We start from the raw sequence: 15436 nt of genomic DNA, 5'->3' as shown, positions 1-15436 counted from the left end.
ATGAACAAGGTACTTCTTCTAACCAATACGATTGCGCCCTATCGCATACCCGTATTAAACAAGCTGCATCGTGATGACAATACGAGCCTGACGGTCTGGTATTTGGAGGAGAAGGAGCAGAATCGCAAGTGGGATATTGATTATGGCGAAATCGAATATGCGTACAAATGTCTGCCGGGCGTGCATGCTTTTATTCAAAAGCTGGATATGGGCGTTCATATAAATCCCGGCATTTTTCTGCGGCTGATGAAGCATAATCCAGATGTCGTCATCACCTCCGGCTACGATTCGCCTGGCTACTGGTCAGCGCTGTTTTACAGCAAGCTGTTCCGAAAGAAATTTATCGTCTGGTGGGGCAGCACGCTGGAAAGCAGCCGGGTACAGAATAAACTGGTGAACACGGTGCGCAAAGTGTTTTTCAAGCTAACGGATTCCTTTATTACATACGGGACACAGTCAGCGGAATGCCTGGAGTATTACGGCGTCAGCAAGGATAAAATCGTCATTGGCTACAATACGGTGGACATTCGATTTTTCCATAAAAAATATACCGAGCATAAGCAGAGTAAGCTGCGCAGCGATGAGGGGCCGATCAAGCTGCTTTTCATCGGACAATTGATTGAACGCAAAGGGCTTGCGCAAATTATTGACGCCATCCAGCAGACGCATAGCGATGCAGCCTGGCAGCTGACCATTGTCGGCTCGGGCCCGGATGAGCAGAAGCTTAAGGCATGTGTGGAGCAATATGGACTAACGGGGCAGATCAGCTTCGAAGGCTATAAGCAGAAGGATGAGCTGATTGGTTATTTGGTGGAAGCCGATTGCCTGATTTTTCCCTCCCTAATTGAGGTGTGGGGGCTTGTGGTCAATGAGGCGTTAAGCACGAACACGTTTGTACTGGCGTCCAAATATGCCGGAGCAACGAAGGACATTATCGTCGATAAGCAAAATGGCCTCATTATTGATCCGCTTGATCCGCAAAACTTAAAGGAATCGATGGACTGGGTGTTCGCAAACAAACGGTATATTCAGTCGAGCTGGAAGCTGAAGTTTGGGCTGTGGCGCAAAATGCACCCGAATTATTATGCCAGAGCCGTAACATCAGCCGTAAACCGGGCTTTGTCAACGGAGGGATAGAAAGTGGAAAATATTCTTTATATTCAGCCGTATGCAAGCCATGTTGGCGGTGTAGATACGGTGCTGCTGCAGCTGGTTCAAGGTCTGGATCAGGCGAAATACAAGCCTTATGTGGTGCTGCCGGAATGGAGCCCTTATGTGGAAAAATATGAGGCGAGCGGAGCAACGGTGCTGTTCGCAGCCCTTGCCGTCTTCGGCAAGCCGACCGATGCGCTTTATTATTTTCGCAATATGGTTAAATTGGTAAAATCAATGCGCGCACTTCGAAAAATCGTCAAGCAGTATCAAATTAAGCTTATTCATTCGCATAAAATGGAAGTCATTGGCGGCAATATTGTCGGTAAAATGCTCGGTATTCCGACGCTGCAAACTGTCCATGAGCTTCCTAGAAAGCCGCTAATCGCCTATAAATTTGTCGGCTATTTGGACCATCTGTTTAATGACCGCATTATCGTCTTATGCGAACGCAGCAAAATCATGTTTCAATGGGGCGGCCATACGTCAAAGAAGCTGATTAAAATTCATAATGGCATTGAGGTGATCGCGCCTTCCGCGACCCCCGCGCCTAGTGAAACGGCCCACAGCTTGCTGCGTGAGGAGCTGAACTTGGCCGAGACAGACCGCATCGTCATTACGGTGGCAAGGCTGTCGCCGATGAAAGGCATTGAATATTTGCTCAAGGCTGCGCACCTGATGAAGAGGAAGAAAGTCGAGCAAAATCTGCATTTTGTCATCGTAGGCGATGTTGCTTTCGATACGGATCAGGAATACAAGCAAGGCTTACTTGCCATGGCCCAGCAATATAAGCTCGACAATGTGCATTTCCTCGGCATGCGCAGAGATGTTGCCGATTTGCTGCAGCAGGCGGATTTGTTCGTGCTGCCGTCAGTCTATGATATTTTTCCGACGGTGCTGCTGGAAGCGATGGCGGCTTCGCTGCCAATAGTAGCGACCGATGTTGGCGGCGTGCCAGAAATGCTGAGTGGGGCGAACGGCCTGCTCGTTCCGCCGCAGGATGAGCTGGCGCTTCAAAAGGCGATAACGAGCATTTTTGAACAAAATTACAAGCTGATGGGAGAAGAAGGCTATTCGCTGCTCCAGCAATCCTTCACCCGGGAGCAATATGTGAAACGAACGACGGAGGTTTATGAGGAGTTGTTGAAAATCGGATGAAAAATCTCATTCGCTTGGACCAGTACGAGCAGGCTGGTTATTCAAGGGGCAGAAGCGGCGCGTATGTTCTGTTATGGTGGCTCATTCAAGGCACGCTGTTCCGGTTTTCCCTGCACAATATGTATGCGTGGCGAAGCTTTCTGCTTCGTCTGTTTGGCGCGAATATCGGCAAGGACGTATTAATTCGATCAACGGCAAAGTTCACGTATCCTTGGAAGGTCAGCATTGGCGATTTTTCCTGGATCGGTGATCATGTCCAGTTTTATAGCTTGGATGAAATTGAAGTGGGCAGCCACTGCGTCATTTCACAAAATGCTTATTTATGCACAGGCAGCCATAAAATCAATGATCCAGCTTTTTCGCTGGAAGTCCGGCCGATTGTCATTAAAGATGGCGCTTGGGTGGCGAGCGATGTATTCGTTTATCCCGGCGTCATCCTGCATGAAATGGCCGTTGCGGCAGCAAGAAGCACGGTGCTGAAAAGCATCCCGGCCAATGAGATTCATGCCGGTTATCCGGCGCAATATTTAAGAGAGCGATTCGCGAAAGAGGTCATGGCATGAAGCCTAATATCGTATTCGTAATAAATTATTTTTATCCTGATTTCGCTTCAACGGGGCAGCTGCTGACGGAGCTGTGCTTATATTTGCAGGATGATTTCAACATTACGGTCATCGCAGCACAGTCCGAGCAGGGTGAGAAGGAAGCGGAAGCTGCCGGTGACAAACGACGGGTCGTCTATGACCAGTTAGAGGGCATTCAAATTATTCGCATTCGTCTGCCTAAGGTAGATAAGCGTAACAAGCTGAGTAGGCTGCGTTATATCGCATCCTACTTTTTTCATGCCAATATTCAGCTGCTGAAGCAGAAAAAGGTTCATTTCATTTATACGATATCGCAGCCGCCGATTTTGGGCGGATTGATCGGAACCATTGGCAAGACGCTTAAGCGCTCCAAGCATATTTACAACATTCAGGATTTCAACCCTGAGCAGGCAGCAGCCGCAGGTTATATGAACAATAAAGCGGTGCTCGGGCTGGCGCGCTGGGTGGACACCCTGAACTGCAAATACGCCGATCATATTATTACGGTTGGCTATGACATGCAGGATACCCTTCTTAAACGCTTTGCCAGCCGGAGAGTGACGGATAATACGGTCATTAACAACTGGACGAATGAAGAGGAAATTATTCCGCTGTCCAAGGAGCATCCACAGGTTCAAGCGTTTCTTCGCGAGCATGATTGGCAAAATAAATTCGTTATTATGTATTCCGGAAATTTAGGCCTGTATTATGACTTGGAAAATCTGGTGGAGCTTGCGAGCCGGTTTCGGGATTACCCGGATGTTATTTTCGCCTTCATCGGCGAAGGAGCTGTAAAGAAGCAGATGCAGGATTATGTGCAGCGGGAGCGGCTCGCGAATGTAGCCTTTTTGCCTTTTCAGCCAAAGGAGCAGCTCAGGTATTCGCTTAATGCGGCGGATATGCATCTCGTCGTGAACCAGAAGGGCATCAAGGGCGTGTCGGTTCCGAGCAAAATTTATGGTGTCATGGCAGCAGGCAAGCCGGTTCTAGGTGTATTGGAGCAGGGCAGCGAGGCGTACCGGATTATTGAAGAGAGCGGCTGCGGCATCGTGGCGGAGCCTCAGCAGTATATGGATATTGCGCGAAAGCTGAATGCGATGATTGAGCTTGGCGGCGCGGAGCTGGAGGAGCTGGGGCTCAGTGGCCGGGATTATTTGGAGGCGCATTTGCGCAAGGAAATATCGCTTAATAAGTATCGCAAGCTGCTGCTTTCTATATAAGAAGGGGAGGAATCCATGATGAAGCTGGTATTATTGTCCGGAGGTTCAGGCAAGCGTCTATGGCCGTTATCAAATGATGCGAGATCGAAGCAGTTTCTGAAGGTGCTGGAAAATGAGAATCAGGAAATGGTTTCCATGGTGCAGCGTGTATGGGGCCAAATTAATGAAAATGGCTTGGGCGATTCCAGCTATATTGCGACGAGCCAGGCCCAGATCGAAATGATGCAGACCCAAATTTCACTGGACGTTCCGCTCATTATCGAGCCGGATCGGCGGGATACGTTCGCGGCCATATCGCTTGCCGCCACCTATTTATATTCCCATGCGGGAGTAGGGCTGGATGAGGCAGTGGCGATTTTGCCCGTTGATCCCTATGTGGAAAGCCACTTTTTTGAAGCGGTAAAGCAGCTGGAGGATGTTCTGAACCGCTCCGATGCCGAGATTGCGCTCATTGGCGTGAAACCAACGTATCCGTCATCCAAATACGGCTATATTATACCGGAAAAGGCGAGTTCAGCAGTGGCGGGTACGGTAATGGCAAGCAAGACAGACAGTGAATATGTTGCGGTCAGTCACTTCCGGGAAAAACCGACGGAGGAAATCGCTGAGCGGCTTATTGCAGACAATGCCTTCTGGAATTGCGGCGTTTTTGCCTTCAAGCTGGGTTATGTAATTGAGCTGCTGGCAAGCAGAGGGCTGCCTATTCAATATGAGGAGCTTGCGAAGCAATACCAGCTGCTGCCGAAAATCAGCTTTGATTATGAAGTAGTCGAGAAGGCGACGAGCATCGTCGTTCTGCCTTATGAGGGCTACTGGAAAGACCTTGGCACGTGGAATACGCTGACCGAAGAAATGCAGAACAAGCAAATAGGCAGAGGCATCATCAGCGAGGATTGCATTAATACGCATCTTATTAATGAAATCGATATCCCCGTTTCCATTCTCGGCTTGTCAAATGTTGTAGTCGCGGTGAGTCCCGATGGCATATTGGTGACGGATAAAAGCGCGAGCCCGCGCATTAAAGATTTTATCAGCTCCGACCAGGGGCCGATGTATATCGAGCGCCAATGGGGCTGGATCAGAGTGCTTGACGACCGCACTTATGAGGATGGCCGCTGCGTATCCACGAAGCGCGTAGGCATTCAGCTCGGCAAAAACCTCAGCTATCGCCTGCATTCGGCGCGCGAGGAAGTATGGACCATCGTCAAAGGCAGTGGGGAGTTTATTCAAAATGGCAATTTTATGCGCGTCGGAGCTGGAAATGTGTTGCATATTCCGATGAAGATGCTGCACAGCATCCGTGCATTGACGGAGCTTGAGATTATTGTCGTGCAAAGCGGCATGTCCGAGGAGCGCAATCAGGTTGTGGAAATTTATCATACCTGGGACGAAGTGTCCGAGCATTGCATTAAGGTATAACCATGCTTGGCGCTCGCGGCACGAACGGCCGTTTAACAACGCTTGGGTACTATATTTCAGATTATGGCTATGGCCATGCAACGCGCAGCATTGCGCTTATTCGAACGCTGCTGCTTTATTCGCCGCGGCGTTATCGGCTAATAATCTGCTCGGGCAAAACGCTTGCCTTTCTTCAGGCTTCATTAGCGGAATACAGCGCTGAATATAGCCCGGAACGGATAGAGTTCCGCAGCTGTTCATCCGATCTTGGCTATGTGCTTGGCGGAGGAACCGGCTCGGTTGAGCCCGATCAAGAAAGGTTTAGGCTTGGTTACGCGCCATATATGGCGGCATTTTCAGCTGAGGTAAGGCGGGAAGCTGATTTTATGAGGAGTGAGCGGCTGGACATGGTCATTTCCGATATTTCTCCAATTCCGATTGCCGCAGCCGCGCTTGCGGGAGTGAAATCGGTGGGCATATCCAACTTCACTTGGCAAACCGCATATGCGTCTTTTGTGGAGCAGGAGCTGTTGGCTCCGCTGCGCCAGGCTTATGAACAGCTGGACTATTTTATTCCGCTAGCGGGATCGGGCATGGAGGAACGGGAATGGGCAGCGGGAAGCGGGCTGGAGACAGGCTTTTATTGCCGAACGCCGCAAGCTGCTGAGGTGCAGCGGATCGTGCGGGAGCTGAATCCGGACGGCAGCAAAACGATCGTTTATTTTGCCCTAGGCATGGGAATAGAGACAGAAGCGCTAGACTCGCTTTCTCTGTGGAACGATCACTCCTGTGTATTTATCATATCGGAAAATATGCGGGTGAGTGGGCCGAATATTTTCCAAATTCCGCAAGGCTACACCGAATCGCAAAATTACGCGGCGGCGGCGGATCTCATCATTTCGAAGCCAGGCTGGGGTGTAGTCGGAGAGGCGGTCACGCTCGGGAAACCTTTGATTGTGCTGGTCAGGACATCCATGACGGAGGATCGGAATACGATTCTAGCATTGCAGGGCAAGCATCCGCATATGCTGGTTACTTGGGAGGCTCTAATAGAGCTTAACCTACAGCAAAGCTTCTCGCAGCTAACAATGGAAGGATGGAGCCGCGGCGCTTCAATCGCCATGAATGAGCGGCGTAAATACCAGATTGTCCAGTGGATTGAGCAGCTTGCCGATGAAACGAATGCCATTCGTATCTATCGCTCGACGGTTTAGCATTTTGAGTTGGTTATTAGTGGAAAAGTATATAAAGCAGCAGTCCGATCAAGCGTCTGGGCTGCATATAGAGAGGAGTGGGCAGCATGAAGCTTGCTGTAATTGGAACGGGTTATGTGGGTTTAGTATCGGGCGTATGCTTCTCGGAACTGGGCAACGATGTCATCTGCGTTGACCACCTGAAGGAGAAGGTTGCCTTGTTGAATAAAGGGGAGGTGCCGATTTATGAGCCGGGCTTGAAAGAGCTCATAGCGAGCAATAAATCGGAGGGACGCTTGCAATTTACTACGGATTTGCCGGAAGCGGTGAGGAAATCCGACATTATTATTATTGCGGTAGGGACGCCATCGCTCCCAAGCGGCAAAGCGAATTTGAACTACATTGAGCAGGCTGCCCGCGAAATCGGCCTGGCGATGAATGGCTTTAAAATTATTGCGACCAAAAGCACGGTGCCAGTCGGCACGAATGAGCATATTCAGACGATTATAGCCAGCCAGACTGCTTTTCCGTTCGAGGTCGCTTCCGTACCAGAATTTCTCCGGGAAGGCACAGCGGTTCAAGATACGCTTCACCCCGACCGGATTGTCATTGGCACATCAGGGGAGACGGCACGCAAGTATTTAACAGAGCTGCATAGGCCGCTCACCGAGCACATTATGAGCACCGATATTCGCAGCGCCGAAATGATTAAATATGCCTCCAACGCTTTCCTCGCTGCCAAAATTTCCTTCATTAATGAAATTGCCAACATTTGCGAGAAGGTAGGCGCAGATGTGACCGAGGTAGCGGAAGGAATGGGTTATGATCAGCGAATTGGCTCATCTTTCTTGAAAGCCGGAATAGGCTACGGGGGTTCCTGTTTCCCAAAGGATACGCAGGCGCTTATTCAAATTGCCGGACAGATGGATTATGACTTCAAGCTGCTTAAATCGGTCGTAGATGTGAATCGCGACCAGCGCTTTAACGTCATTCGCAAGCTGGAAGCCTCACTTGGCGATTTGACGGGCCGCACCATTGCGATTTGGGGCCTGGCATTCAAGCCGGAAACGGATGATGTGCGCGATGCCCCAGCCTTTGAAATTATTGACGCGCTGGTAAAGCGGGGGGCAAATGTCAAAGCCTACGATCCGATAGCGACGGCTAATTTTCGCCAGCAATTTGGCGAATCGGGCGTCGTCTATTGCGCAGAGGCGGAGGAAGCGGCTATTCAGGCGGATGCTCTATGCATTTTGACTGAATGGAAGGAATTCCGCGATATTAAACCGCTAAGTATTCAATCCTGGCTGAGAACGCCTAATCTCATTGATGGGCGCAACATTTATAGTGAGCATGAACTAGCCAATACGCAGCTCATTTATTATTCGGTGGGCCGTCCCAATATGAACCATGGAGTAAAAGAACAAAAACCATTATTGTCGCTGTGAAAAATGGTGAAGCATAGGAAAAAAACGCACAATTATTTTAATAAAAATGATACAAAATGTATCTTTATATGCTATAATAAATACAGTTAGTATCAAAAAGAAAAGAGGTACCGCATGAGCGCAATCGCCGCTATTTATCAGAAGAAATCCGAAGCTCCCGTTTCTGTAGAAGCGGGGTTGCGCCTAATGCAAGCCTTGCAAAAATATCCAGCGGATGCCGTCGATACTTGGCATGACGGCCGCGTTTTCCTAGGCTGCCATGCCCAGTGGATTACGCCTGAATCGGTCGGACAGCCGCAGCCCTTTCACGCAGCTGAGCTGGGACTAACGATTACGGCTGACGCCATGATCGATAATCGTCCTTTTCTGTGGGAGCAGCTGCTCATCGATCGCGAGCGGCGAGCCCGCATGCCGGATAGCGAGCTGATTATGCTGGCCTATGCCAAATGGGGAGAGGAAGCGCCGCGTTATTTAATTGGCGACTACGCCTTCATCATTTGGGATCAGCGTAAATCCCTGCTATTCGGTGCGACCGATCTGTTCGGCAGCCGTACGCTGTATATCCACTCTGATGCCCAGCAAAGCTCCTTTTGCACCACCATTGCTCCCTTGCTTGCTGCCCATCATGTAGAGAAAAAGCTGAATGAAAGCTGGCTCGCCGATTATTTGGCAGTTGCTATTGTTCATGAGTCGAGCGACCTGTTCGCAACGCCCTATGAGCATATTCGCCAGGTGCCGCCGGGTCATGCTTTTCGCATAATGGACGGACAGCTCGATTTTTGGCAGCACAGCAAGATCGAGCCCCCAGAGCAGCTGCGGCTGAAGCGGCGCGAGGAGTATACGGAGGCTTTTCAGGAGGTTTTTCAGGAAGCGGTCAATGCCAGGATGAGGACGTTTCGGAAGGTAGGCGCAACGCTTAGCGGCGGCCTCGATTCCGGCTCGGTCGTCAGCTTCGCGGCGAAATCGCTGCAGGCGCAGCAAAAGCAGCTGCATACCTTCAGTTATGTGCCAGAGCCGGACTTTCAGGATTGGACGTCCAGGCGGCATATGGCAGACGAACGTCCCTTTATCCAGGAAACCGTAGGGTTTGTCGGCAATATTGCCGATCAATATTTGGATTTGCAGGGCCGCAGTCCGCTGTCGGAAGCGGATGAATGGCTGGAAATGCTGGAGATTCCCTTTAAATTTGTAGAAAATTCATTTTGGATTAAAGGGGTTTACGAGCAGTCGCATCAGCAGGGAATGGGCATTTTGCTCACGGGAGCAATGGGGAACCATTCGATTTCGTGGGGTCCTGCTATCGATTATTATTCCTTGCTTCTCAAGCGGCTGCAATGGCTGCGGCTGTACCGGGAAGTGACGATGTTCGGCAAGCGCAAGGCAGTCGGGCGCAAACGGATTATGTATTATGTTGGGAAAAACGCCTATCCGAAGCTGTTTCCTCAGGATCAGAATCATGGGCAGCAGGAGATGCCGCTCATGATCAATCCGGATTTTGCCAAGCGGATGAACGTCTTTGCCAGATTGAAGGAGCGGCAGGCAGGAGCCGGCAGCGTTTTTGAAAAAGATGCGATTAAAGCGCAGCCGGGGCCTTTTCAGGATATGGCGATGACCAATATGAGTGGTACGCAGCGTACGAAGCTATCGCTTAACTACGAGCTGTGGGAACGGGACCCGACCAGTGATCCGCGGGTTGTGAAGTTCTGCTTGTCTGTTCCGATTGAGCAATACGTTCATGATGGCTACGACCGTGCTTTAATTCGCGAGTCTACGGCGAGCTATTTGCCCGATCAAATTCGGCTAAACCAGCGGGTGCGAGGCATTCAAGCGGCAGATTGGGTTCACCGAATGACGCCGGTTTGGTCAACATTTGTAGAGGAGCTGCGTCACTATTGCGAGGACCCTTATCTTGCGCAGTTTTTCAATGTAGAACAGATGAAGGCATCGCTTGCGCAGGTGGGCTCAGCACCAAAGCCGGAATACGCGGTTGATTTAAACAGCCGTTATTTATTGCATTGCTTGGTGGCCTGCCGATTTGTGCAGCAGTTTCATTTGAAAGGAGGTGAATAAACATGGAAAAACAACAATGGCAAGCTCCGGTTCTCGAAACGCTGCAAGTGAGCGAGACGATGGCTGGTGTAGGTACACGTTACATTGATTTTGTAAAAGCGGGGGACTTCGATATTACAGATGACCCAACTCCGTTCCCTATCGATCCAGGCGTTTCCTTTTCCTAGAAATAAATCCATTATACTTATGCAGTAAAAGTGATCAACAAGGTCCTTATACAGCAAGATAACCTTGTACAAGGACTTTGTTGATTTTGTACAAATATAGGAAAGCATAGGTTTCACCTTGTATTTGATTGATGGCTTGAAGCAACGCGATTTTATTCATATAAGGGTGAACGCGATGATATTAATGGGGAAAAAAGCAATCTACGACGCTTTCGGCCTCCGCATCAGGAGTGAAATCGAGCTTCCTGAGCTGCTTGCTTCGGCAAATTCGGAAGCGCTTGCAGATGTTGAAATAGAGCTGGCCAAGCCAGAATTTACGTGGCCGATTTTGGATCAAACGCAGGATCATTACGCTGTTCACGGCGCAAAATTATTTTTTTATATTCACGAGGTCGCAAGCTTCTGCATTCAAGAGGGCAAACGGATTATTGTGGCGCCATGCGAAAACATGGATGAGGGCAGGCTCCGGCTTTACCTGCTCGGAACATGCGTAGGAGCGCTGCTCCTGCAAAGAAAGCAGCTGCCGCTGCATGGGAGCGCCATAGCCATAGACGGCAAGGCCTATGCCTTCGTAGGAGACTCTGGGGCAGGAAAGTCGACGCTGGCCGCAGCTTTTATAGACCGTGGCTATCCCTTGCTTAGTGATGATGTAATTGCCTTAAAGGAACCGGAGGCTGGCGCAAATGGCGCGTCTATTGTCATGCCCTCCTATCCGCAGCAAAAGCTGTGGCAGCAAAGCGTCGAGCAGCTCGGAAGAACGAGTCAGCTTTACAAGCCGCTGGCCTATTCCGTATCTAAATTCGCTGTTCCGTTATCTGCCAGCTTCCTATCCTATCCACTTCCACTCGCCGCCGTATTTGAGCTTTCGCGCACAGAAGCAAATGCGGTATCGCTAGCACAGCTGCATTCGCTAGCAAAGCTGCCTGTATTGCTGAACCACACCTTCCGACATTTTCTAATCGCACCTTTAAAGCTTCAAAATTGGCATTTTTCTGCCACTGTTCGGCTTGCAGCAACCGTGCAGGCTTATCAATTGCAGCGTCCCGCAGAAGGGGCATTTTCCGCTTATGAAATGGTTGATTTAATACTGGCAGCGACTCAGAAAGGACGTGAGGCAAATGTCTAAACAAGCTAGACCGCTTCTGCAGCCTGAACAGATTATCCAGCGGACAGAAGGTCATTTGGCTACTGATATGGATGGCGATAAAGTGCTGTTAAGCCTGTCTTCGGGCAAATATTATAACATGGGCAAGCTGGGCGGCATCATTTGGGAGCGGACGGCGTCACCCGTGACACGCCGCGACATTGTTGCTCAATTGCTCAAAGAGTATGAAGTGGAGCCAGCGGCATGCGACCAGCAGGTGGCAGACTTTTTACAGGACCTTTATGCGGAAGGACTGCTTGAGCCTGTCTCGCATGCAGGCGCACAGGGTGGCGGAGCAGGGGATACGGCAGGCTAGCGAATAGTTCAAGGAAGGGCGGTTCGATCGTTTTGCTTAAAAAATGGAGCCATTTCATCGCGCTTCCGCTTCGCAGCAAGCTGCTTCTGTTCGAAGCCTATATGCTGCTCGCCTGGGCGCGCCTTCTCAAACTGATTCCCTTCGCTAAAGTTGCTCCTACGCTAGGTGTTCCGATGAAGGAGACGCCCTATGAGCGGGTAGCGGAGCATGAGCAGATGCTCGGTGAGGTGGCGAAAGCGATACGGCAGATGAGCCGCTATACTTGGTGGGAAAGCGAATGTCTCGTTAAGGGAATCGCCGCGATGAAGCTGCTGAAACGCAGAAAAATAGCGAGCACGCTCTATTTGGGCACAGCCAAGGACGCATCAGGCAAACTGATTGCCCATGCTTGGCTTCGCAGCGGCCCCTACTACATAACGGGCGTGGAGGAAATGGGACGTTTCACCGTCGTTGGCTTGTTCGGTAATCAGATTAAGCGGAAGAAGGAGCATCGCTATGGACAAAACGTATGAATGGGAAGTGGCCAACCTTCCGCTCGAATTGCAATTTATTCTCGAGTGCTTGCATCCGAATGCCGATCCGGCAGTCATTGGCCGCCGCTGGGCTGGCAGCAGGCTGAATGGAGAGAAGATTATCGATTTGGCACGACATCACCGCGTATATCCAAGCCTCTATTTAAAGCTGAAGCAGCTTGCGAAGCCGGTGCTGCCGAATTCGGTGCTGCAGACGCTCCAGCAGGATTATTACGCCAATACGCTGATGATGCTGAGGCTCAGCGCCGAGATGCAGCGGGTTGTAGCGGCTTTGGCAGAGCACGGCATCCGCTCCTTGCAATTGAAAGGGCCAGTTATTGCTCATGAGCTGTACGGCGATATTTCCCAGCGCACGAGCAAGGACTTGGATATTTTAGTACCCATAGAGGATGTTGACCGGGCCGAGGCGGTGCTTGAAGAGCTTGGTTATTATGATCGGGACCCAGCGCCGCGCTTGTTTAATGATTTAAAGTGGAAAACGCATCATAGCTGCTTTGAACATACGGCCAATCATACGCAAATTGAGCTGCACTGGCGACTAAGCCCTGATGCGGTTAAGGAAACATCCTTTGAGCAGCTTTGGGCGCAGCGCAGAATCTATGAGCAGACGGGGAGTCCGATCCCCTATTTGGGGCCGGAGCATCTGTTTCATTATCTCGTCAGCCATGGGGCAAGACATGGCTGGTTCCGGCTGCGCTGGCTGCATGATATTGCCCAGCTTGCTTCCGCCTGCGAGGATGGCGGCGAATCGCTGATGGAGGAAACGCGTAGAAACGGAGGGGCGGCGGCCGTAGGGCAGGCGCTTGTTTTGGCGCGGGAGCTGCTTGGGGTGAGGCTTCCCCGGGAGCTGCTGCCGTTGGCCGACAGCCCGCTTGCGCATAGGCTTGTCCGCTGCATTTTTCCATTTATTCAGGAGAGCATTACGATTAGCCCGATTCCGGAGGAGAAAAAGATGGCGCTGCTTTATAAGCGTTATACCTTTATGCTGCTGACAAGCCGGGAGAAGCTGACCCATTTCATCGGCAAGCTTTATCCAAGTGCCTGGGATGCGCAGACGCTGCCTTTGCCTAAGGGACTGCATTTTCTTTATTTTCCGCTGCGGCCGTTTCTGTATTTTTATCGCAGGCTCAAGCAGCCTCGCAAAAGGGTGAGTATATGAAACCGATTTTGCTATATATGAAGAAGCTGCATCAATTTGCAGGAAAGAAGCTGTATCTGAACATGCTGGGTATTATGCTTGTCAGCTCGCTTGAGGGCGTAGGGCTGCTCGTCTTAATACCGCTGCTGGGCATCATCGGTTTATTTGATGTGCAAAGCGCAAGCTTGCCGGTCATGCCGCAGGTCAGTGACTGGCTTGGCGAGCTGCCGCAGGAGCTGCTGCTTGTCGCTGTATTGGCTATATTCATTGGCATTAATGTTGGGCAGGGCCTGCTGCAAAGACAGCAGACGAATCAGGGCTTTGCCCTGCTTCAAAGCTTTGTAACGAAATTGCGGATGGATATTTATCAGGCGCTGCTGCAATCGAACTGGGCTTTTTTTCTCGGCAAGCGCAAGTCGGACTTCAATCATATTTTGTCTTCCGAGCTTTCCCGGGTTAATCAGGGCATGCAGCTCTCGCTGCGTTTAGTTACGACGGGGATTTTTACCCTTGTGCAGATCGGGCTGGCGTTTTATTTGTCGTATCAGCTAACACTGCTTATTTTAGTTTGCGGCGGCCTGCTCAGCTTGTTCTCACGTAAGTATACGCGAGGGGCAAGGTCGCTTGGCACCCGATTGACGGAGCTGTCGCAGAGCTATGTGGCGGGCATAACGGATCATTTCAATGGCATTAAGGAGATCAAAAGCAATCGGCTGGAGGAAAGCCATCTGTCCTGGTTCAGCAAGCTGACGCAGCAAATGGAGCACAATAATGTGCAGTTTGTGAAGCTGCAATCCAATAGCCAGCTCCTATTTAAAAGTATCTCAGCATTGATGATTGCGGGCTGCGTATTTTTATCGGTGCAGGTTCTGCAGGTTGGGGTAGCCCAGCTCACATTAATTGTGCTGATTTTTACAAGGCTGTGGCCGAAGCTGACGCTCATTCAAACCTCTATGGAGCAAATTGTGCTGACGCTCCCGGCGTTCAAGAGCCTGAATGACTTGATGAAGGAATGTGGCGTTGCTGAGGAGATACAGCTGAATCAGCCTGCTGCGCGGACAGAACGAACAGATGAGCGGACAGAGCTTGCTGCGCTGAAGCTTGCGCATGAGCTGGTCTGCCAAGATGTGTATTATCGCTATCGGGAGCAGGATGAGACGTATGCGCTGAAGCATATTAATTTGCGTATCCCGGCGAACAGCATGACGGCAATTGTCGGCAAGTCTGGGGCGGGAAAAAGCACGCTAATCGATACGTTGATCGGGCTGATTGTACCCCAGCACGGAGCGGTGCTGCTTGACGGTGCCCCGCTGGACGACAGCAATCGCTTTGCTTACCGCAGTGCGGTCAGCTATGTCTCGCAGGACCCGTTTCTTTTTAATGCCAGCATTCGTGAAAATTTAAAGCTCGTATTGCCGGAGGCAACGGAGAAGCAATTGTGGGAGGCGCTCGCTTTTTCGGCGTCTGATGCCTTCGTTCGCGTGCTGCCGCGGGGACTGGACACGATCGTGGGTGATCGCGGGGTACGGCTGTCTGGCGGGGAACGGCAGCGTATCGTATTGGCGCGGGCGATGCTCAGGAAGCCATCGATCCTCGTACTGGATGAGGCGACCAGTTCGCTCGACAGCGAAAATGAGCTGAAAATTCAGCAGGCGCTTGAGCAGCTGAAGGGAAAACTAACGATTATTGTTATTGCCCACCGTCTGTCGACGATTCGTGACGCCGACCAGGTTATCGTTTTGGAAGAGGGCAGGATCATCCAGCAAGGCGGCTATAATCAGCTGTATCGCGAGTCCAAGGGAACGTTCAGCAAGCTGCTGGAGTTTCAGGCGGGCGGGCCAGGTTGACTTTCGTCAGAGGCAGACCGAGTAAATATATTACGCATAACGACAAGCGCTATATAAGCATCCTAAACCGG

The 15436-nt window shown here is 50.8% G+C and carries 14 protein-coding genes; all 14 read left to right on the top strand.

Going from position 1 to position 15436, the window contains the following annotated elements; translation table 11 throughout:
• The gene (locus ABEW34_RS22760; protein ID WP_430161658.1) at positions 1-1137 is read left to right on the top strand and encodes a glycosyltransferase family 4 protein; all 1137 of its coding nucleotides are present in this window, start codon (positions 1-3) and stop codon (positions 1135-1137) included.
• Positions 1138-1140: 3 nt separating this feature from the next.
• Positions 1141-2310, top strand: coding sequence for a glycosyltransferase family 4 protein (locus ABEW34_RS22755; protein WP_430161656.1), 1170 nt, complete (start codon positions 1141-1143; stop codon positions 2308-2310).
• Positions 2307-2873 (top strand): putative colanic acid biosynthesis acetyltransferase, encoded by a 567-nt coding sequence (locus ABEW34_RS22750; protein WP_046233296.1) that lies wholly within the window; start codon positions 2307-2309, stop codon positions 2871-2873. Before ABEW34_RS22755 ends, ABEW34_RS22750 begins: the two co-directional genes overlap by 4 nt.
• The gene (locus ABEW34_RS22745; protein ID WP_430161654.1) at positions 2870-4114 is read left to right on the top strand and encodes a glycosyltransferase family 4 protein; all 1245 of its coding nucleotides are present in this window, start codon (positions 2870-2872) and stop codon (positions 4112-4114) included. The genes ABEW34_RS22750 and ABEW34_RS22745 overlap by 4 nt, the downstream gene beginning before the upstream one ends.
• A gap of 18 nt (positions 4115-4132) precedes the next feature.
• On the top strand, positions 4133-5533 hold the full coding sequence (locus tag ABEW34_RS22740; protein WP_430161652.1) for a sugar phosphate nucleotidyltransferase: 1401 nt from the start codon (positions 4133-4135) through the stop codon (positions 5531-5533).
• Positions 5534-5535: 2 nt separating this feature from the next.
• Entirely contained in the window at positions 5536-6726 is a 1191-nt protein-coding gene (locus tag ABEW34_RS22735) for a hypothetical protein (RefSeq protein WP_430161650.1), read from the top strand.
• A gap of 86 nt (positions 6727-6812) precedes the next feature.
• On the top strand, positions 6813-8150 hold the full coding sequence (locus ABEW34_RS22730) for a UDP-glucose dehydrogenase family protein (RefSeq protein ID WP_430161648.1): 1338 nt from the start codon (positions 6813-6815) through the stop codon (positions 8148-8150).
• A 114-nt stretch (positions 8151-8264) separates the two neighbouring features.
• Complete coding sequence (locus ABEW34_RS22725; RefSeq protein WP_430161646.1) at positions 8265-10220, top strand: asparagine synthase-related protein; 1956 nt, start codon at positions 8265-8267, stop codon at positions 10218-10220.
• Positions 10221-10222: 2 nt separating this feature from the next.
• Positions 10223-10387: a paeninodin family lasso peptide gene (locus ABEW34_RS22720; RefSeq protein ID WP_430161644.1), complete on the top strand. Its 165-nt coding sequence runs from the start codon at positions 10223-10225 to the stop codon at positions 10385-10387.
• A 175-nt stretch (positions 10388-10562) separates the two neighbouring features.
• A complete protein-coding gene (locus ABEW34_RS22715) occupies positions 10563-11513 on the top strand; it encodes an aldolase (RefSeq protein WP_430161642.1) in 951 nt (316 codons plus the stop codon).
• Positions 11506-11847, top strand: a complete 342-nt coding sequence (locus ABEW34_RS22710; RefSeq protein ID WP_430161640.1) for a lasso peptide biosynthesis PqqD family chaperone — start codon at positions 11506-11508, stop codon at positions 11845-11847. Before ABEW34_RS22715 ends, ABEW34_RS22710 begins: the two co-directional genes overlap by 8 nt.
• A gap of 26 nt (positions 11848-11873) precedes the next feature.
• The gene (locus ABEW34_RS22705; RefSeq protein ID WP_430161766.1) at positions 11874-12359 is read left to right on the top strand and encodes a lasso peptide biosynthesis B2 protein; all 486 of its coding nucleotides are present in this window, start codon (positions 11874-11876) and stop codon (positions 12357-12359) included.
• Positions 12343-13539 carry a nucleotidyltransferase domain-containing protein gene (locus tag ABEW34_RS22700; protein ID WP_430161638.1) on the top strand — a complete coding sequence of 399 codons (1197 nt, stop codon included), beginning with the start codon at positions 12343-12345 and terminating at the stop codon, positions 13537-13539. Before ABEW34_RS22705 ends, ABEW34_RS22700 begins: the two co-directional genes overlap by 17 nt.
• Positions 13536-15365, top strand: coding sequence for an ABC transporter ATP-binding protein (locus ABEW34_RS22695; RefSeq protein WP_430161636.1), 1830 nt, complete (start codon positions 13536-13538; stop codon positions 15363-15365). The genes ABEW34_RS22700 and ABEW34_RS22695 overlap by 4 nt, the downstream gene beginning before the upstream one ends.
• Positions 15366-15436: the final 71 nt, after the last annotated feature.

It is taken from the genome of Paenibacillus algorifonticola (assembly GCF_050481745.1).
Lineage (GTDB): Bacteria > Bacillota > Bacilli > Paenibacillales > Paenibacillaceae > Pristimantibacillus > Pristimantibacillus algorifonticola_A.
Note: the sequence above shows the minus strand (reverse complement) of the source record. Positions and strands in the feature narration are given on the sequence as shown.